18 protein-coding genes are annotated in these 18745 nt (G+C 56.5%); 12 read left to right on the top strand and 6 right to left on the bottom strand.

The window, feature by feature from the left end; all coding sequences use genetic code 11:
* From BN1139_RS20060 to BN1139_RS20050, 3 genes are all read left to right on the top strand, one after another.
* A partial coding sequence (locus tag BN1139_RS20060) for a VWA domain-containing protein (RefSeq protein ID WP_238325703.1) occupies positions 1–2625 on the top strand: 2625 nt, incomplete at its 5' end.
* Between the two features lie 86 nt (positions 2626–2711).
* The gene (locus tag BN1139_RS20055; RefSeq protein WP_005351005.1) at positions 2712–3272 is read left to right on the top strand and encodes a hypothetical protein; all 561 of its coding nucleotides are present in this window, start codon (positions 2712–2714) and stop codon (positions 3270–3272) included.
* Between the two features lie 55 nt (positions 3273–3327).
* Positions 3328–4050: an SIMPL domain-containing protein gene (locus BN1139_RS20050; protein ID WP_005351009.1), complete on the top strand. Its 723-nt coding sequence runs from the start codon at positions 3328–3330 to the stop codon at positions 4048–4050.
* A gap of 136 nt (positions 4051–4186) precedes the next feature.
* Here BN1139_RS20050 and ahpF read toward each other — a convergent pair whose 3' ends face one another.
* The 3 genes from ahpF to BN1139_RS20035 form a co-directional block, all read right to left on the bottom strand.
* Complete coding sequence (ahpF, locus tag BN1139_RS20045) at positions 4187–5767, bottom strand: alkyl hydroperoxide reductase subunit F (RefSeq protein ID WP_005351013.1); 1581 nt, start codon at positions 5765–5767, stop codon at positions 4187–4189.
* 124 nt (positions 5768–5891) lie between these two features.
* Positions 5892–6458: an alkyl hydroperoxide reductase subunit C gene (ahpC, locus tag BN1139_RS20040; RefSeq protein ID WP_005337335.1), complete on the bottom strand. Its 567-nt coding sequence runs from the start codon at positions 6456–6458 to the stop codon at positions 5892–5894.
* A 689-nt stretch (positions 6459–7147) separates the two neighbouring features.
* The gene (locus BN1139_RS20035; RefSeq protein WP_013723842.1) at positions 7148–7594 is read right to left on the bottom strand and encodes a CBS domain-containing protein; all 447 of its coding nucleotides are present in this window, start codon (positions 7592–7594) and stop codon (positions 7148–7150) included.
* 212 nt (positions 7595–7806) lie between these two features.
* Between BN1139_RS20035 and queA the strand changes: the two genes are divergently transcribed.
* From queA to nlpI, 7 genes are all read left to right on the top strand, one after another.
* Positions 7807–8859: a tRNA preQ1(34) S-adenosylmethionine ribosyltransferase-isomerase QueA gene (gene queA, locus BN1139_RS20030; RefSeq protein WP_005351015.1), complete on the top strand. Its 1053-nt coding sequence runs from the start codon at positions 7807–7809 to the stop codon at positions 8857–8859.
* A 74-nt stretch (positions 8860–8933) separates the two neighbouring features.
* Entirely contained in the window at positions 8934–10070 is a 1137-nt protein-coding gene (gene tgt, locus BN1139_RS20025; RefSeq protein ID WP_005337329.1) for a tRNA guanosine(34) transglycosylase Tgt, read from the top strand.
* Between the two features lie 52 nt (positions 10071–10122).
* Positions 10123–10458 (top strand): preprotein translocase subunit YajC, encoded by a 336-nt coding sequence (gene yajC, locus BN1139_RS20020; protein WP_005337327.1) that lies wholly within the window; start codon positions 10123–10125, stop codon positions 10456–10458.
* Positions 10459–10476: 18 nt separating this feature from the next.
* Complete coding sequence (secD, locus tag BN1139_RS20015) at positions 10477–12330, top strand: protein translocase subunit SecD (protein WP_005337324.1); 1854 nt, start codon at positions 10477–10479, stop codon at positions 12328–12330.
* A 10-nt stretch (positions 12331–12340) separates the two neighbouring features.
* On the top strand, positions 12341–13288 hold the full coding sequence (gene secF / locus BN1139_RS20010) for a protein translocase subunit SecF (RefSeq protein ID WP_005337322.1): 948 nt from the start codon (positions 12341–12343) through the stop codon (positions 13286–13288).
* Positions 13289–13372: 84 nt separating this feature from the next.
* Positions 13373–13741 (top strand): rhodanese-like domain-containing protein, encoded by a 369-nt coding sequence (locus tag BN1139_RS20005; protein ID WP_005351016.1) that lies wholly within the window; start codon positions 13373–13375, stop codon positions 13739–13741.
* Between the two features lie 90 nt (positions 13742–13831).
* A complete protein-coding gene (nlpI, locus tag BN1139_RS20000) occupies positions 13832–14776 on the top strand; it encodes a lipoprotein NlpI (protein ID WP_005351017.1) in 945 nt (314 codons plus the stop codon).
* 65 nt (positions 14777–14841) lie between these two features.
* On the opposite strand, the gene BN1139_RS19995 is transcribed toward nlpI, so the two are convergent.
* Both BN1139_RS19995 and ubiU read right to left on the bottom strand, forming a co-directional pair.
* Positions 14842–15714 carry a U32 family peptidase gene (locus tag BN1139_RS19995; RefSeq protein WP_005351018.1) on the bottom strand — a complete coding sequence of 291 codons (873 nt, stop codon included), beginning with the start codon at positions 15712–15714 and terminating at the stop codon, positions 14842–14844.
* 11 nt (positions 15715–15725) lie between these two features.
* The gene (gene ubiU / locus BN1139_RS19990; protein WP_005351020.1) at positions 15726–16721 is read right to left on the bottom strand and encodes a ubiquinone anaerobic biosynthesis protein UbiU; all 996 of its coding nucleotides are present in this window, start codon (positions 16719–16721) and stop codon (positions 15726–15728) included.
* A 189-nt stretch (positions 16722–16910) separates the two neighbouring features.
* Here ubiU and ubiT point away from each other — a divergent pair, with 189 nt between their 5' ends.
* Positions 16911–17444, top strand: coding sequence for a ubiquinone anaerobic biosynthesis accessory factor UbiT (gene ubiT / locus BN1139_RS19985; protein ID WP_005351022.1), 534 nt, complete (start codon positions 16911–16913; stop codon positions 17442–17444).
* Here the strand turns inward: ubiT and BN1139_RS19980 are convergent.
* Entirely contained in the window at positions 17397–17813 is a 417-nt protein-coding gene (locus tag BN1139_RS19980; RefSeq protein ID WP_005351023.1) for a hypothetical protein, read from the bottom strand. The two genes, ubiT and BN1139_RS19980, sit on opposite strands and share 48 nt — an antisense overlap.
* 188 nt (positions 17814–18001) lie before the next feature.
* On the opposite strand from BN1139_RS19980, the gene trmJ reads away from it, so the two are divergent.
* On the top strand, positions 18002–18724 hold the full coding sequence (gene trmJ, locus BN1139_RS19975) for a tRNA (cytosine(32)/uridine(32)-2'-O)-methyltransferase TrmJ (protein WP_005351026.1): 723 nt from the start codon (positions 18002–18004) through the stop codon (positions 18722–18724).
* Positions 18725–18745 lie beyond the last annotated feature (21 nt).

Raw genomic sequence — 18745 nt, 5'->3', positions numbered from 1 at the left:
GTGCAGTACAGCCTGAGTGCCACGGCAGGTGCAGGGACCGGGTTGTGGTTGGCAGGTCAAAGCGGCAGCGCCAGCGAAATCAAACTGGTGGCCGTGGCCAACGGTTATGAAGGATGGACTGGCGGCAGCACCAGTGGCACCAAGGCGTTTAGCGTGCTGATGGACGGCAACGGCAAGGTCACGGTGACCCAGTATGCGGCGCTGGAGCACGGTGTGGATGGCAGCAGTGCGAGTGACCATGATGACAGCGTCTCGCTGGCGGCAGCCATCAAGGTGGTACAGACCGTGACCGACCGTGATGGTGACAGCACGACAGCGACCAGTGCGAGTGGGCTCGACATTGCCTTCAAGGACGACGGTCCGAGTGCTGTGGCTGATACCATTACCAGTGGCACTAATGGCACTGTCAACCTGGTGTTGGTTCTCGATAGCTCAGGCAGTATTGGTGATACCAATATGCAGGTTATCAAGGATGCTGTAACGAATCTGATGAACAGCTATGGCAACTCGTTGGTCAAGGTTATGCTGGTTGATTTTGCGGGCTCTGCCACCGTCAAGAGTGTCGGTAGTCAGGTATGGCTGACTAAGGACCAGGCGACTGGTCAGCTGACAACTATCTCTTCCGGTGGTTCGACAGACTACGATGATGCCTTGCAAGCGGTACAGGACAACTATGGAACACCGCCTTCGGCTGATAATACCTTTGTATTTTTCATCTCGGATGGTGTGCCCAGTTCGACCGATGACGCTATTAACACCGAAGAGCGTAATGAGTGGACGAATTTCCTGACGCAAAAAGGTATTGATGGTGCCTATGCCGTGGGAATTGGCTCAACCAGCGTGCTTGATGCCGACTTGCAAAGTGTCGCTTGGTCACCTAGTGGTGCTCACAACAGCAATGTGGTGGTGATCAATACCGCTGGTCAGTTATCGGGAACTCTGACCAACCTGACGCAGGTAATCGATGGTAATGTCACAGCCAATGACAGTGCCGGTGCTGATGGTTTCGCTACGCCCAAGTTGGTTTCTGTGGAGTACAACGGAACAACCTACACCTTTAATAACAGCAATACCTCTTTCTCTATCGCACTGGGTACCAATAAGGGCACCCTATACATTGAAAATGATGGTGATTACCGATTCACACCACCATCAGGAGGTGCTGAGGGGGCTCCAGTCGAGGTCACTTACAAGATCAAGGATGGCGACGGTGATACCAGCAGTGCCAAGTTGACCATTATCAATCCGGTCCTGGTGGTTGGTAGCAATGCCAATGACACTGGTTCTGGGGCAAGCACGGCCATTGACGATCACGTTCGTCCCAACCCTCTTCTTGCTCCGGATGTGGATGGGGCAATAGTGGGTGGAGTTGGGGCAGATGTATTGATCGGTGATGTTGGCGGAGTGACTTCGGGTAGTTACAACCTGACATTCATGATTGATATGTCGGGAAGTATTAGCGGCACTGAATTCCAGCTCATGAAAGATGCCATCAATAACTTGCTGGCCAAGTTCAGTGGCATATCACAGTTGCAAGTCGAGATTGGTACGTTTGCAGATAATAGCAACGTTGTGGGTACCTATTCCTCGGTTACCGCTGCTCAGCAGGCTGTCAGTAATCTAACTCGCTCAGGGGGGGGGACCAACTATCAGGCTGCGTTGACAACTCTTAATACCATGATGACCGTGGATCCTGTCGCGGATCATAAGTATGTCTACTTCCTCACGGACGGGGAGCCAACTGTTGGAAGCTGGACCAATTCAACCCAGATTGCTAACGGTATGGCAGCCCTGAATGCGTTGACGGCTCCTGGGGTGGTGATTAATGCGGTCGGGATTGGGGTGCCATCAGGTGCATCATTTGGCAATAACCTCAATGCGATTGATAACACGCCAGACAACTACCTCGCCGTAGACAACTTTGATGACCTGTCCAGTGGCTTGGGTTCGCTCTTTACCGCTGTTAGTGTCGGCTCTGACCTGTTGCAGGGCGGTGCAGGCAACGACGTGATTTTTGGTGACAGCGTTCATGCGGACAATGTGGATGGTGGCTGGTTCGAGTTTGTGGCAGACAATCCGGGCAAGAGTGGTGGGCAACTGCTCAACGAACTTTACAGTCAGCATGCAGTGTATGGTAAGGAGGGGGCTGTCGGTGGCGATGATACCCTTGAAGGTGGCGACGGTAATGATGTGCTTTATGGCCAAAAAGGGAATGACATCCTGATTGGCGGTGACGGTATCGATATTCTGATTGGTGGGACCGGGTCTGACACCCTCACTGGGGGGGCTGGCAAGGACACCTTCAAGTGGGGCGCTGGAGATGTTGGTGGCACCGATGTGATCAAGGACTTCACCACTGGAACTGGCGGTGATGTGCTGGATATCAGCGAACTGCTTACTGGTGAACATGCCAATAAGAACTCGCTGGATGCCTATCTCACCTTCTCCAGTGGGCCAGGGAGTGGCAAGTCTACGCTCACTATCGATCTTGATGGTTCAGGGGGAAGCAGTACGACTCATGTCATTCGGTTTGACAGCATTGATCTGACCCTGGGAGGGACGCGTAACGATCAGACCATCATTGAAGATCTGTTGAATCAGGGCAATTTGAAGGTTGATCCGTAACCTTGTCTCGGGGGCGGGCTTGCCTGGCCCCTGTTTTTTCCCCAAGGGGATGGATAAGATAGCGGCAGTAGAGGAGAGGGGTAATCATGCAGTCATTCAACTGGGTCGACATTGATGGCATCCGTTATAGCTGGGATGGGCAGGGGAACATTACCTGTGCAGGCCAGTTTGGCTATCAGGCATCGATCGCGGGGGATCGGCTGGATGGGATGGAGATTGAGAATGAGGCCGGTGATGTAGCGGGCTCGCTCTATGTTGATTTCGCTACGGCCTCTATCACTTATGTGCCGGTCATGGATACCGAGTCTGCCTATAACATGATTCTGGTTGGCCATCATCAGGGGCAGCAGGAGTATCCTCTGGCCAGTTTTCACTCTCCGTTGTTGCAAGATTTGCTAGGGCCATCTGATACCATCCCTTGGTCTGCGATGGAGGAGGATAGTGGTGGCACCAATATCGGACAGGCGGTGCAAGGACACGTTCTGTCGTGGGACTCGTTCCATTTCGATGATGAGGTGTTGGTCTGTGGCGCGGCTCCTGCGCTGGATATGGCAAACCAGAGCCAGGATCCCGGCAGCATGGTCACCATTAGTCTCGATCTGACCAATCAGATACTGGATCAGCTCCCCCCCTTGCACGATATATGAATCCCGTAGCTGCACGGGCATAATGGCCTCAATCTTTCCGATTGAGGTTTTTTCTATGTGGCGTCCCCTTCTTACTCTTTCTCTTTCCGCTCTGGTTGTCAGTGCTCCGCTGCTGGCGATTGAAGTGCCGCAAGCGCCCCATCTGGTGGTGAGCGGTTATGCCGAGCAGAAGACCGAACCCGATATGCTGACCCTCAATGTGGCGGTGAGTGCACTGGATAAGCAGGGCCTCAAGGCCAAGCAGCAGGTCGATACCAAGGTTGCAGCCTTTTTCAGCCAACTGGAAGGGTTGGGGATCAAGCGCAGCGATGTTGAGGCTGGCAACCTGATGGTCTCGCCGGAATATCAGTATGGTGAAAACAAGAAGCCGGTATTGCTGGGATACCGTGCCCAGCGACAATTGGCGGTGAAGCTCTATCAGCTCGACAAGTTGAGCCCCCTGATGGATACCGCACTCAAAGCCGGGCTGGAGTCCGTATCCCAGATTGAGTACGGGTTGAAGTCGCCGCAGGTCATCAAGGAGCAGGCCCGTCTGAATGCAGTTGAGGATGCCAAAACCAAGGCTGAATCTCTGGCCAAGGCGTTCGGGATGAAGCTTGGCAAGGTCTACAGTGTGGAGTACCGCAATGCTTCGCCCATTACCGCCTACAGCCGCAACCTGAAGGTGGTGCAGGCCATGGCGATGGCTGCACCTGCGGCGGATATGGCGGACAACAGCTATCAACAACAGCAGATCACGGTAAGTGATAATATCGAGGCTGTTTTCTTGCTGGAGTGATGCCCGTCGTTTAAGTCCAGTCATGAACAACCCCGCCATTTGCTGCGGGGTTTTTATTGCGCATCGATGCAGATATAAAAAAGCCGACGCTCGTGTTTACTTCATCGGGCGTCGGCTTTTTGTTGCGCTGGGTTTATCAGGCGGTCACAGCATCAGCCTGGGTCGCTTCAGGAGCCGGGTTGCGGATGAGGTAATCAAACGCACCCAGTGCGGCGGTGGCGCCAGCACCCATGGAGATGATGATCTGCTTGAACGGTACCGTGGTGGCATCCCCTGCGGCGTAGACGCCGGGCAGGGAGGTCGCGCCCTTGGTATCGATCTCGATCTCGCCAAAGCGGGTCAGGGCAATCTCGCTCCCTTTCAGGAACTCGGTGTTCGGTACCAGGCCGATCTGGACGAAGATACCCGCCACCGCCAGGTGTTTGATCTCACCTGTGGTGCGATCTTCGTAGTCCATACCGACCACCTTGCTGCCATCACCGATCACTTCGGTGGTGCGCGCGCTCATGATGATGTCGATATTGCCCATGGAGCGAGCCTTCTTCTGCAGCACTTCATCGGCACGCAGGGTGTCGGCGAACTCCACCACAGTCACATGCTCGACGATTCCAGCCAAGTCGATCGCTGCCTCGATGCCGGAGTTACCGCCTCCGATCACAGCTACTCGCTTGCCCTTGAAGAAGGGGCCATCGCAGTGCGGGCAGTAGGCCACGCCCTTGGTACGGTACTCAAGCTCGCCCGGTACGTTCAGATCACGCCAGCGGGCACCGGTAGCCAGAATCACGGCGCGGCTCTTCAAGGTGGCGCCAGAGGCGAGATCCACGTTCACATATCCATCTTTGCTGATGGCGGCGGCGCGCTGCTCGGTGATCACTTCCACGCCGTACTCTTTGACGTGCTGCTCCAGGCTGGCGGCCAGCTTGGGGCCTTCGGTGTAGGGCACTGAGATAAAGTTCTCGATGCCGACGGTGTCCATCACCTGACCACCGAAACGCTCGGCAACGATGGCGGTGCGAATGCCTTTACGAGCGGCATAGATGGCCGCTGCGGCGCCGGCCGGGCCACCGCCCACCACCAGTACGTCGTAGGGAGCTTTCTGATTCAGCTCGGCAGCTTTGCGCTCTGCGGCGCCGGTGTCGAGTTTGGCGACGATCTCTTCGAGCGAAATACGGCCCTGGCTGAACGGTTGCCCGTTCAGGTAGACATTCGGTACCGCCATGATTTGACGCTCGGCGACCTCTTCCTGGAACAGGGCGCCGTCGATCATGGTGTGAGTGATGCCGGGGTTCAGGGTCGCCATCAGGTTGAGGGCCTGTACTACGTCCGGGCAGTTGTGGCAGGAGAGGGAGATATAGGTCTCGAAGTGGAACTCACCCTTGAGATTGCGGATCTGCTCCTGCACAGCCGCATCGGCCTTGGAGGGGTGGCCGCCGCTTTGCAGCAGGGCGAGCACCAGAGAGGTAAATTCATGACCCATGGGGATGCCGGCAAAGTGAACGCGCGGGGCTTGGCCCTGCGGCGCGACACTCATGGAAGGCTTGCGAGCGGCAGTGCCAGAGGTCTGGGTGATCTTGGGGGACATCTCGGCGATCTCGCTGGCCAGTGCCAGCAGCTCTGCAGATTTGTCGCTGTCGTTGCCGGACACGCTGATCTCGATGGGATTGACGATGTACTGCAGATAGGTGTTCAGCTGTTGTTTGAGGTTGGTATCCAACATCTTCGAATTCCTTCTTGTGATTGCGGGTCGGCGTGAGATGTAAGCCGGAAAGCAGACCGGCGCCTTTGCTTGGGGCCGGAAACAAAACCGGCCCTTATGCGGGCCGGTCTTGGAAGCGGGAGGCTTAGATCTTGCCTACCAGGTCCAGGGACGGGGCCAGAGTGGCTTCGCCTTCTTTCCATTTAGCCGGGCACACTTCACCCGGGTGGGAGGCAACGTACTGGGCTGCTTTGACTTTGCGCAGCAGTTCCAGTGCGTCACGACCGATGCCACCAGCGTTGATCTCGACGATCTGGATGATGCCCTGCGGGTCAATCACGAAGGTACCGCGGTCAGCCAGACCAGCTTCTTCGATCATCACGCCGAAGTTGCGGGTGATGGTACCAGTCGGGTCACCAATCATCGGGTACTGGATCTTCTGAATGGTGTCAGAAGTGTCGTGCCATGCTTTGTGAGTGAAGTGGGTATCGGTAGAGACAGAGTAGATCTCAACGCCCAGCTTCTGGAATTCAGCGTAGTTGTCAGCCAGGTCGCCCAGCTCGGTCGGGCAAACGAAGGTGAAGTCAGCCGGGTAGAAGAAGACCACGGACCACTTGCCTTTCAGGTCAGCGTCAGACACCTGAACGAATTTGCCATTGTGGTAGGCGGTAGCATTGAACGGCTTGATTTCAGTGTTGATGTAGGTAGACATGTAATTGCTCCTTAGTGATGTACATATGCCGGTCTGGTGTTGAAGAGTCTTGCCAGACGAGGCGCTTAACTTTCGATGGATTCATCATAGGGGCTTCAGTTAATCGATAAAAGCCGCAATTTTGAATCGCTTAAATCTACTTATTAGATAGCTCACTATGGCTGTACCTAACATGAATATCTCTAGCCTACTGAGATAACTCCTTGTCGTGATTCAATATCTGTGCGCTACATCGCCTTTTCAAGGCATGGGAAGAGGTGTGCAGAGCCACGATGACGCGATGAGATAACGGTGGTGCAAACAGGTGGCGCAGGAGGTTGAGGCAGCTGCTTGCAGCGATGGGGATGTGCTAGCAAGGGGAGGCAGAAAGGCGCAGATAAAAAAATCCCGGCGCTATCGCAACGACAGGGCCGGGTCATCAAACAAGGAATGGCTATATAAACAAATGCTTTACAGCAAAGACTAACTACGGGGTGTGCAAACTTGCAGACATATGAGAGGAAGATAATGGGTGCACAATCCCTCGTCTCCCCCTCGGCAACTATTGCATGAGAGGGATGATAGTGTGACGCAGATCACAAGGCAAGTATTTGGTGTAATTTTTCAATCAAAATGAAAGTGTTTCATCATTTCAGCTTATTTTGACGGCTGAAAACGCTTTTATTGTAATTTAATTACAGCTAGATCTGTCAAAAGTCGGTAGGTGGTTCCTGCTCTTCCATCAATTCCAGCAGGTTGATGGCCACGGCAATGAAGTCCGACTCGGTGACAATGCCGATCAGCTTGCGTCCTTTGAGTACCGGCAGGCAGCCATATCTGTGCCGCTGCAGGTAAAGTGCCGCCTCCTTGATGCCGGCGTGAGGATCTACGCTCGCCACTTGCCGTGTCATGATCTCGTCGAGTTGCACGCTGTCGGTAAATTCGGCTTCCCGCTCCGGGCTGATGAGCAGCAGCTTGGATTCCCGGGTGGCCAGGATATCGGTGAGGGTTACCAACCCCAGCAGGTGGTGCTGCTCGTCGACGATGGGAATGTGGCGGATCCGCTCCTGCTGCATCAGGTCCATCGCTTGTTTTACACTGTTTGACGGACCCAGAGTGAAGGGGTGTTCGGTCATGATCTCGGATAGGGTCATCATGGTGGGCCTCCTTGTGTATCTGCTTTCACCCTAGCCCAGCGCCCATTGGCAAAACATGATCAGGGTCAATACAGAACATTAAAGAATCATTAACCGGAGGTGTGTCTCAATATTGCTCGCTACCCCTTGTCTCTCTTGGGTTTTTGGTCTTTTGGGTTGCCTTGGAAGATGGGGATAACTAGACTAGCCGCCGATTCCCCCCGAGGTGAAAGATGCAAGTATCCGATTTTCATTTTGATCTGCCAGACGAGCTGATTGCCCGCTATCCGATGGCAGAGCGTACCGCCAGCCGCCTGTTGCAGCTCGATGGTCAGACTGGCGCCCTGCGCCACGGTCAATTTGTGGATGTGCTGGATCAGCTCAATCCGGGTGACCTGCTGGTATTCAATAACACCCGTGTCATTCCGGCGCGCATGTTTGGCCAGAAGGCCAGCGGCGGCAAGCTGGAGATACTGGTCGAGCGCATTCTGGACGAGCACAGCGTGCTGGCCCATGTCCGTGCCTCCAAGGCGCCCAAGCCCGGCACCCGGATGATCATGGATGGTGGTGTTGAAGCCGAGATGCGCGCCCGCCACGACGCCCTGTTCGAGATCCACTTCCTCGACCCGCGTCCGGTGCTGGAGATTTTGGAGGCCATCGGCCACATGCCGCTGCCCCCCTATATCGACCGTCCCGACGAGGATGCCGACAAGGAGCGCTACCAGACCGTTTACAATCAAAAGCCGGGCGCCGTCGCGGCGCCGACCGCCGGTCTGCACTTTGATGAGCCGCTGCTTGAGAAAATTCGGGCCAAAGGGGTTGAAACGGCCTTCGTCACCCTGCATGTAGGGGCGGGGACCTTCCAGCCGGTGCGGGTAGATAAGATTGAAGATCACCATATGCACTCCGAGTATGCGGAAGTGCCGCAAGAGGTGGTAGATGCCATCGCGGCCACCCGTGCCCGTGGTGGCCGGGTGATCGCGGTGGGGACCACGTCGGTCCGTTCGCTGGAGAGCGCGGCCAAGGTCACCCTGGCACAGGGCAAACCGCTGGCGCCCTTCTTTAGTGACACCGATATCTTCATCTTCCCTGGCTACCAGTTCCAGATTGTCGATGCCATGGTCACCAACTTCCATCTGCCGGAGTCGACCCTGATCATGCTGGTCAGCGCCTTCGCCGGTTACGACAACGTGATGGCGGCCTATCAGGCAGCTGTGGCCGGTCAGTACCGTTTCTTCAGCTACGGGGACGCCATGTTCGTCACCCGTCGCCAGGTTGAAGCATAAGCTTCAGCTTATTTACCGGGCCGTGAGCGGCCCTCCTATTGTCAGACTGTTTATCTGACGCAGCCGAGGTAGCAATGAAATTTGAACTGAAAACCACCGACGGCCGTGCCCGTCGCGGTCAACTGGTCTTCGAACGTGGTGTGGTACAAACGCCGGCCTTTATGCCGGTCGGGACATACGGCACCGTCAAGGGGATGACCCCGGAAGAAGTGCGTGAAACCGGCGCCCAGATCCTGCTGGGTAACACCTTCCACCTCTGGCTGCGTCCGGGTCAGGAAGTGATGCGTGCCCACGGCGATCTGCATGACTTCATGAACTGGCAGGGCCCGATCCTGACCGACTCCGGTGGTTTCCAGGTGTTCAGCCTGGGCCATATTCGCAAGATCACCGAAGCGGGCGTCCACTTCCGTCACCCCATCAATGGCGAGAAGATCTTCCTCGACCCCGAGAAGTCCATGGAGATCCAGTACGATCTGGGCTCCGACATTGTGATGATCTTCGACGAGTGCACTCCGTACCCGGCTACTTATGAAGAAGCGCGCAAGTCCATGGAGATGTCCCTGCGTTGGGGCAAGCGCTCCCGCGACAAGTTTGATGCGCTGGGCAACAAGAACGCCCTGTTCGGCATCATCCAGGGCTCGGTCTACGAAGATCTGCGTGATGTCTCCCTCAAGGGGCTGCTGGAGATCGGTTTCGACGGTTATGCGGTCGGTGGTCTGGCCGTGGGCGAACCCAAAGAGGACATGCACCGCATCCTCGAGCACGTCTGCCCGAAAATTCCGGCTGACAAGCCGCGCTACCTGATGGGTGTCGGCAAGCCGGAAGATCTGGTGGAAGGGGTGCGCCGTGGTATCGACATGTTCGACTGCGTCATGCCGACCCGCAACGCCCGCAACGGCCACCTGTTTACCACCGATGGCGTAGTGAAGATCCGCAACGCCCAGCACCGCAACGACACCAGCACCCTGGATGCCGAGTGCGATTGCTACACCTGCAAGAACTACAGCCGCAGCTACCTGCACCATCTGGACAAGTGCAACGAGATCCTCGGTGCCCGTCTGAATACGATTCATAACCTGCGTTACTACCAGCGTGTGATGCAGGGTTTGCGGGACGCGATCGAGCAGGGTAAATTAGACGACTTTGTAACAGAGTTTTACCGTCGGCAAGGGAAGCCTGTGCCTCCGTTAGCTGAAAATGACGTTAAATAACAACAACATATAATTTTGTTTTTTTAAATCTACATCAATAAGAGGTTGTTAAATGAGCATTATCTCCAAGGCGTATGCAGAAGGCGCAGCACCGGGTGCACAGGGTGGTGGTATGGAAATGATCATCATGCTGGCCGTATTCGGCCTGATCTTCTACTTCATGATCTATCGTCCCCAGGCCAAACGTGCCAAGGATCACCGCAATCTGATGAGCTCCTTGTCCAAGGGTGATGAAGTGCTCACTTCCGGTGGCCTGGTTGGCAAAATTGCCAAAGTGGCTGCAGACAGCGATTACCTGGTGATCGCCCTGAACGACCAGACTCAAGTCACCATCAAAAAGGACTTCGTCTCTGCCGTTCTGCCCAAGGGTTCTATCCAGTCCCTTTAATCTCCCAAGGAGCACAGCGTGTTGAATCGCTATCCGCTGTGGAAATACCTGATGGTGATCCTGGTGATCGCCATCGGTTTTCTATATGCAGCCCCCAATCTTTACGGCGAAGATCCGGCTTTGCAGGTTTCTGCCAGCCGTGGTGCCGAAGTCAAGCTAGATACTCTTGATCTGGTGAAAGAGACCCTTGAAGCGGCCAAGATCCCGGTCAAACATGCTGCATTCGAGCACGGTTTTATCCTGATCCGTTTCAAGAACACCGAAGACCAGCTGAAGGCGCGCGATATCGTTGCCAACAAGCTGGGCGACAACTTCATTACCGCACTCAACCTGGCACCTTCCACTCCCGCCTGGCTCGAAGCCATCGGTGCGGCGCCTCTGAAGCTGGGTCTTGATCTGCGCGGTGGTGTGCACTTCCTGATGGAAGTGGACATGGCCGAAGCACTGACCAAGCAGCAAGAGCAGATGGTGCAGGATTTCCGCTCCGAGCTGCGCACCCAGAAGATCCGTTACTCCGGCGTGCGCCGGGTCGGTGATCAGGTGCAGGTGATCTTCCGTGACGAAGCCGATCAGGAACGCGCCGTTTCTCATCTGCGTCGTCAGAACCCTGATTTGACCTTCACTACCGAGCAGAAAGGGGATGAGTTCATCCTGCTGGCTGGTCTGAGCGAAGCCAAGATCAAGGAAGTGAAGAAGTACGCCCTCGAGCAGAACATCACCATCATCCGTAACCGGGTCAACGAACTGGGCGTGGCCGAGCCGTTGGTACAACAGCAAGGCGCCGAGCGCATTGTCGTTGAACTGCCCGGTATTCAGGATACTGCTCGCGCCAAGGAGATACTGGGGGCAACCGCTACCCTGGAATTCCACATGGTCGATGAGACTGCCGACATCCAGGCTGCGGCCGATGGCCGTGTCCCGCCCAGCTCCAAGGTCTACAACGATCGCAATGGTCGTCCCGTGGTGCTGCAAAAGCGGGTGATCCTGACCGGTGACCACATCGTGGGTGCCCAGTCCGGTTTCGACGAGTACAGCCGTCCCCAGGTCAACATCAAGCTGGATGGCCAGGGTGGCAACAAGATGGCCAACTTTACCAAGGATAACGTCGGTAAAGGGATGGCGACCGTCTTCATCGAGTACAAGCCGGTCGGTCAACCGGGTCCGGATGGCAAGCGCAAGTTCCGCAAGCAGGAGGAGGTGATCAACGTCGCCACCATCCAGTCGCGTCTTGGCAGCCAGTTCCGTATCACAGGTATCGACAACGCCAACGAAGCCCACAACCTGGCGCTGCTGCTGCGTGCCGGTGCCCTGATCGCCCCGATCCAGATCGTGGAAGAGCGCACCATTGGCCCGAGCCTGGGTCAACAGAACATCGACAGCGGTATGGAAGCCATCGGCTGGGCCATGCTGGTGATCGTGCTGTTCATGGGGATCTACTACCGTGCATTCGGCTGGGTTGCCAATCTGGCGCTCTGTATGAACCTGGTGCTGATCGTCGGTATCATGTCGATGATCCCGGGGGCCACCATGACCCTGCCAGGCATCGCCGGTATCGTGCTGACGCTGGGTATGGCGGTGGATGCCAACGTGCTGATCTACGAACGTATTCGTGAAGAGATCCGCAACGGTCGCGGGGTTCAGCAAGCCATCCATCTGGGCTTTGATCGGGCATTCTCGACCATCGCCGACTCCAACGTCACCTCGCTCATCACCTGTGTGATCCTGTTCGGTATCGGCACCGGCGCCATCAAGGGCTTTGCCCTGACGCTGGGCATTGGTCTGACCGCCTCCATGTTTACTGCCATCACAGTTTCCCGTGCCATTATCAACCTGGCTTGGGGTGGACGGCGTATCGACAAGCTGCCCATCTGAGGATAGAGAGATGTTTCAGATTCTACATTTTGAAAAACCGATCCCGTTTATGCGCTATGCCAAGCCGGGTGTGGTTTTCTCTTCCGTGCTGATGGTGGTAGCCCTGTTCTTCCTGTTTGATCGGGGCCTGAACTGGGGTCTGGACTTTACCGGTGGTACCACCATCGAGGTGGGGTTCCAGCAGTCGGTGAGCCTGGACAAGATCCACGACGCTCTGGAAGAGCAGAAGATTGAAGGGGCAACCCTGCAACACTTTGGCTCCAGCCGTGATGTGCTGTTCCGCCTGACCCCGAAAGAGGGGGTCAAGGTAGAACAACAGGGTAACGAAGTGCTGGCGGCGGCCAAGCAGCTCGACGAGGGCGCAGTGCTCAAACGCGTCGAGTTCGTCGGCCCTTCCGTGGGTGATGAACTGGCGACAGACGGTGCGCTGGCGATGCTGGCCTCCATCCTCTGTATCCTGGCCTACGTGGCAGTGCGTTTCGAATGGCGTCTGGCGCTGGGGGGGATTCTCTCCCTGGTGCACGACGTGGTGATCACGCTGGGTGTCTTTGCCTACTTCCAGTACGAGTTCGACCTGACCGTACTGGCGGCGCTGATGACCCTGGTGGGTTACTCCCTGAACGATACTATCGTGGTCTTCGACCGCTTGCGGGAGAACTTCCGCAAGGTGCGTAAAGGGGATACCGAATACATTCTGGATCTCTCCATGACCGAGACCCTGAGTCGTACCATCATCACCTCCGGCCTCACCTTTATCGTGGTGCTGGCGCTGCTGCTCAAGGGCGGTGCGCTGATCCACGGTTTTGCCGTGGCCATGGTGATCGGTGTGGCGTTCGGTACCTACTCCTCCATCTATGTGGCGAGTGCGTTTGCCATGTTCCTCGGCGTCAAGCGCGAGCACATGCTGCCCACCCAGGTAGAGAAAGAGGGTGCGGACCAACAGGAAATCCTGCCGTAACAGTGAAGAGCGCCTCATGGCGCTCTTTTCTTATCTCTGCGTGTCGTTTGCTGACGCACATGATTTAAACAACAGGAGTTTGTCATGCATCACAATCCCCGTTTTTTGGCGCTGGTTGACGGGATCCGCTCCCGCATCACCGAAACCGATGTTCACCAGATCAAGCGCTGGCAGGATGAAGGGCGCACGTTTCACCTGATCGACGTGCGGGAAGAGAGCGAGTGGGCCAGGGGTCATCTGCCCGGAGCCCGATACCTGGGTCGTGGCGTGATTGAGCGGGATATCGAGACCCAGTTCCCGGATCTTGAGACCGAGCTCTACCTCTATTGTGGTGGTGGTTTTCGCTCCATTCTGGCGGCGGACAACCTGCAACAGATGGGTTATCGCAAGGTGATCAGCGTCGACGGCGGGTTTCGCGGTTGGTGCGATGCCGGATACCCTGTCGAATCCTGATTTATTTGAGGTAGAGGGGCACAGCTACATGACAAAGCGGCTGTTGACCTTTACCATATGCGGGGTCAAGCGTAAGCGTCGGAGTGTTCATTGAACGTCAGGAAAGGGATTGGATACCTCCTCGGTATCCTGTTGTTGCTTCCCATGTGGGGTTGCAGCAGTAGCAGTCAGGTTAACACCCCCAAGGTTCCCAAGCCGCAGCCTGCTTCACTGGTGTTGGCGACCCCCCTGCAGGTCTCCTACCAGAGTGAGCTGGCGCTCGCCCGACTCGGGCAGATGCTCAGTGAAATGGAACTGACCACCGAGCAACGGGCAGAGTTGTTCTATGAACGTGCCGTGGTGTTTGATCGGGTTGGTCTGCGTTCCCTCGCGCGGCTCGATTTCAACCGTGCCCTGCGGGAGAAACCGGATTTCGCCGAAGCCTACAACTTCATCGGCGTCTATCTGGTACAGCAGCAGAATTACGACGAAGCCTATGATGCGTTCGATTCCGCCCTCGAACTGGCGCCGGACTATGACTATGCCTATCTCAACCGTGGCATCGCCCTCTATTACGGCAACCGTCCCGAACTGGCTGCGGCCGATATGAAGCGTTTCTACGAGGCGCAGCCGGAAGACCCCTATCGGGTGATCTGGCTCTATCTGGCCGAGCAGAAACTCGACCCGTCGGCCGCCATGAGCCGGATGCGCGAGCGTCTCAACAAGTACGATGACGACGCCTGGAACTGGGATCTGGTTCGCCTCTATACCGGCGAGATCAACGCTTCCCAGCTGATGGGCAACGTGGTGAAAGGGGTGAAGGATAACCGGGAGCTTGCCGAGCGCCTGTGTGAAACCTACTTCTATCTGGGCAAGTTCGAGTTGGGCAAAGGCAACCGCAAGGAAGCCATCAGCTACTTCAAGCTGGCCTTATCCAACAACGTCTATGACTTTATCGAGCACCGCTATGCGCTGTTGGAGCTGGAGTTGATGGCGCGCAAACCCTTGCCGCCAGGTGCCCAGAGCGCTCGTAACAAGGGTGATCAGCCCTCCTGATCTACTGCCAGATAGTGGTAAAAAAGGCCTCGCGATGAGGCCTTTTTGTTGGGCAAATGGCGGGTTTACTCCACCAGGCTCATGCCGGGGATCTGGCGCCAGTAGCCGTTGCAATCGCTTCCTTGCTGCAAGGAGAGGGGAGCCTGGCCCTGCCGGTTGGCTTTGAAGCGGGCCAGCATCTCCAGCGTCTCCATCCCTTGCGGCGAAAGCCTGACCACATCTACCAGACCTTCCATTCCAGCCAGCTCGTTACCCAGGTTGTAGCAGTAACCGGACTGGGTCTGGATCCCGTTGAGATTGAACACCCGTTGCCCCTCGCGGCTGTTGGCCAGTCGTCCGGTGGGGTAGTTGATGCAGGCGAGCTCGCAGTTGTCTTTCGGTTTGTCGAGGGAGCGGGCGGTGAAGCAGCGCGCCGAGTAGGCGAGCGGCAGATGGCCGTAGGCAAACACCTCCACCTCAAATTGGTCGCGTAGGGGGCCCAGATCCTGATTGAGTTGGATCAGCCAGTCACGGGAGAGTTCCACCGGCATGACCCAGCGTTTCATCCCCTGTTTGAGCAGCATGCGCAGCACATCGGCGTTATAGGCGTTGATGGCGGGACCACAGACGAAGGGGATCCCTGCCTCCCAGGCGAGTTGCACCGTACCGAGATCGTTGGCTTCGACCATAAGATCGCCGTTGTCGACCAGTCGCTTCACCTCCTTGAGCTCGGAAGGGGCGGAGATAAGGGCGAGGGTCGAGAGTACCACCTGCTTGCCGGAGCTAGCCACCTGACGGGCCAGCGCAATCCAGTCATCGACTTTGAGTTCGCGCCGCTTGCTGCAGACGGTCTCCCCCAGATAGATGATGTCGGCCTGACTGTCGGCAGCAGCATGGTAAAAGGATTCGGTATCGGCTTTGGGCCAGTAGAAGAGCAGAGGCCCGAGAGAAAATTGCATAGGTGGACTCCTTATTGCCACTGACGATGGTAGGCGCCGAGGGTAGTTTGGCTACCTTCGGAGACGCGGGCGAGCTGGGCATCCCACTCAGCTTTGACCTGATAGGCCTCGGGATTGGCCTGATAGGCATCGATGGCCGCACGCCACACTCGGGTCACTTGCTCCACATAAGCAGGGCTGCGTTGGCGCCCTTCAATCTTGACCGACTGGATCCCGGTCTTGAACAGCTCGGGCAGGAGACCCAGGGTATTGAGACTGGTGGGCTCTTCCAGCGCGTGGTAGGTCTGGCCATCCACGTCGAAACGCCCCTTGCACAGGGTTGGATAGCCAGCATTTTCGCTCGGGCCATAGCGGTCGATCAGCACTTCGTTGAGTCGCGACTCGAGGCCATTCGGGGTCTCTTCCCAACGGACGAACTTGGCCGGTGAGCAGGCGCCGACGGTGTTGGGGCTTTCGCCAGTCATGTAGGAGGAGAGATAGCAGCGCCCCTCGGCCATGATGCAGAGGCTGCCAAAGGCGAATACCTCGAGGCCAACATCGGTCTCACGGGCCAGTTGCTTGACCTGATGCATGGAGAGCACCCGGGGCAGCACTACCCGTGTGACATTGAATTGCTGCTGATAGAAGCGAATGCCGGCGGCATTGGTGGCGCTGGCCTGCACCGAGACATGGAGTTCCATCTCGGGGTAGTGGCGGCTGGCATATTCCAGCACGGCGAGGTCGGCGATGATTAACGCATCGGCGCCGAGGGCTACCCCGCGATCAACCGCCTGTTTCCATCGTGCATCGGCCCCGGGATGGGCAAAGGTATTGATGGCAATATGCAGCTTGCGACCATGTTGATGCACATAATCCACCGCCTTCTCCAGTTTGCTGTCGGTAAAGTTGAGACCGGCAAAGTGGCGGGCATTGGTGTCATCCTTGAAACCGATATAAACGGCATCGGCCCCGTTATCCACGGCGGTTTTCAGTGCCGGCAAACTGCCTGCCGGACAGAGTAATTCCATTGGTACGCTCCGAGAGTGCATATGAAGGGCAAACGAGCCCTGATTGTATGCAGCCATGCACTCCCGCTTTTTGACCTGAGGCAGCTTTGTGTGGCTTTACCCTTCTTGAGGTAACCCTGCACAAGTTTGATTTCCAACAGGATCTTGCCACTCTCCCTGTGTTTGAATGCGCAAAAAAGGGAGTCTATCGTGTTTCAACAACTGCAACGTCGCCTGGTCGAACAGGCTCCGCGCTTCTTGCGCCATCCCCTCAAGCTGGTTCCCTTCAATCTGCAAAAGCAGCTGATGGAGAGTTTGCTGGCCCGGGTATTCAAAGAGGCTATCGAAGATGGCGATTTCGAGTTTCTGGCAGACAAGTGGCTGAAAGTCGAAGTCTCTGATCTGGAGCTGTGCTGGTTTATCAGTGAGCAGAATGGCCAGCTGGTGGTGGCTCGCGAGTGTGACAAGGCCGATGTCTGCTTCAGCGGTACCGCCAACGACCTGATCCTCATCGCTGGTCGCAAAGAGGATCCGGATTCGCTCTTTTTCCAGCGCAAGCTGAAGATAGAAGGGGATACCGAACTGGGCCTTGAGGTGAAAAACTTGATGGACAGTCTGGATCTCGATGGCTTGCCAAGCCTGATGAAGTATCCCCTGATGGATCTGGCGACGTTTATCGAACGCGCCCGCACCGAGTCAACGCAGGCTCCGGTGCAGACGGCGCCGGGCGGGATCCCGTCTTAAGTGGACAATCACCCCATGGGCATGGCGACGATAATGGTGCCGTGCCCAGAGGCAACGACAGGCCCACAGACAGGGCACCAAGGCGATGAGTGCCGCAGGGGCGGGCAGCTGTGACATGGCCAGCCCCGCAGCCAGCCAGATGAAGGGCTGCGCTTCATACAGCCACTCCGGCTGTAGCCAGCGTTTGCTCGGAAAGATAATCAGATCGGTACGTCGGTAGCTGGAGCGCATCATCCAGGTCACCGCTCCGGCGATAAACAGCAAGGCGCCTGCAAACCAGAGCAGGGGCTGTTCACTCAACGTAATAATGGCAATGGCTGCCAGCAGGTAGAGGCTGGGCAATCTCTCATAGATAAAGGGAGGAAGCATGGCGTGGTGTCTCCTGTGCCGTTTATCGGATATCCATCAAGTTTAGTCCCCCCCCTCTCACTTCCCTCATGCTGGTTTGTTATACAAACAGGTGGTTTTGTTCTGAAATGGCTCGGCTTTTACGGTGCCAACATCGTGTTCTCTTATGTTACAATTGCGCGCCATTTTGGACTGAAGATTGACTGGGCATGTTGGATCAGATTCGTATCGTTTTGGTAAACACCTCTCATACCGGCAACATGGGGTCTGCGGCACGCGCCATGAAGACCATGGGGTTGACCCAGCTGGTATTGGTTGATCCGCAAGCCTTGCCGGATGACAATGCCTTCGCCCTGGCTGCTGGTGCCAGCGATGTGCTTGCCAATGCCCGTATCGTCCCGACTCTGGACGACGCGATCGCCGATTGTGGTTTGGTGATTGGCACCAGCGCCCGCTCGCGAACCCTGAGCTGGCCCATGCTCGATCCCCGTGAGGCCGGCGAAAAGTCGGTAGTCGAGGGGATGCAGCACCCGGTCGCGCTGGTGTTTGGCCGTGAACGCACTGGTCTCACCAACGACGAATTGCAAAAGTGCCACTACCACGTGGCCATTCCGGCCAATCCTGATTACAGCTCTCTCAATCTGGCCATGGCGGTGCAGACCCTCTGTTACGAAGTGCGGATGCGCTGGCTGCAGGGGCAGGCCGCCGAGCCTGAAGACGAGATGGTCTATCCGAGTGCCGCCCAGCTGGAAGGGTTTTATCAGCACCTGGAACAAACCCTGATGAAGACCGGTTTTATTGCCGATGACCATCCGGGTCATGTGATGAGCAAGCTGCGTCGCCTGTTCAATCGGGCTCGGCCGGAAGCAGCTGAGCTCAACATTCTGCGCGGTATTCTGACCTCGGTGCAGAAAGCGCACGTACCGGATTAATCCGACTGATTTACTCAACCA

The sequence above is a fragment of the Aeromonas veronii bv. veronii genome (genome assembly GCF_000820225.1).
In the GTDB taxonomy this organism is placed as follows: Bacteria; Pseudomonadota; Gammaproteobacteria; order Enterobacterales; family Aeromonadaceae; genus Aeromonas; species Aeromonas veronii.
This window is presented reverse-complemented; position numbering and strand designations above follow the sequence as displayed.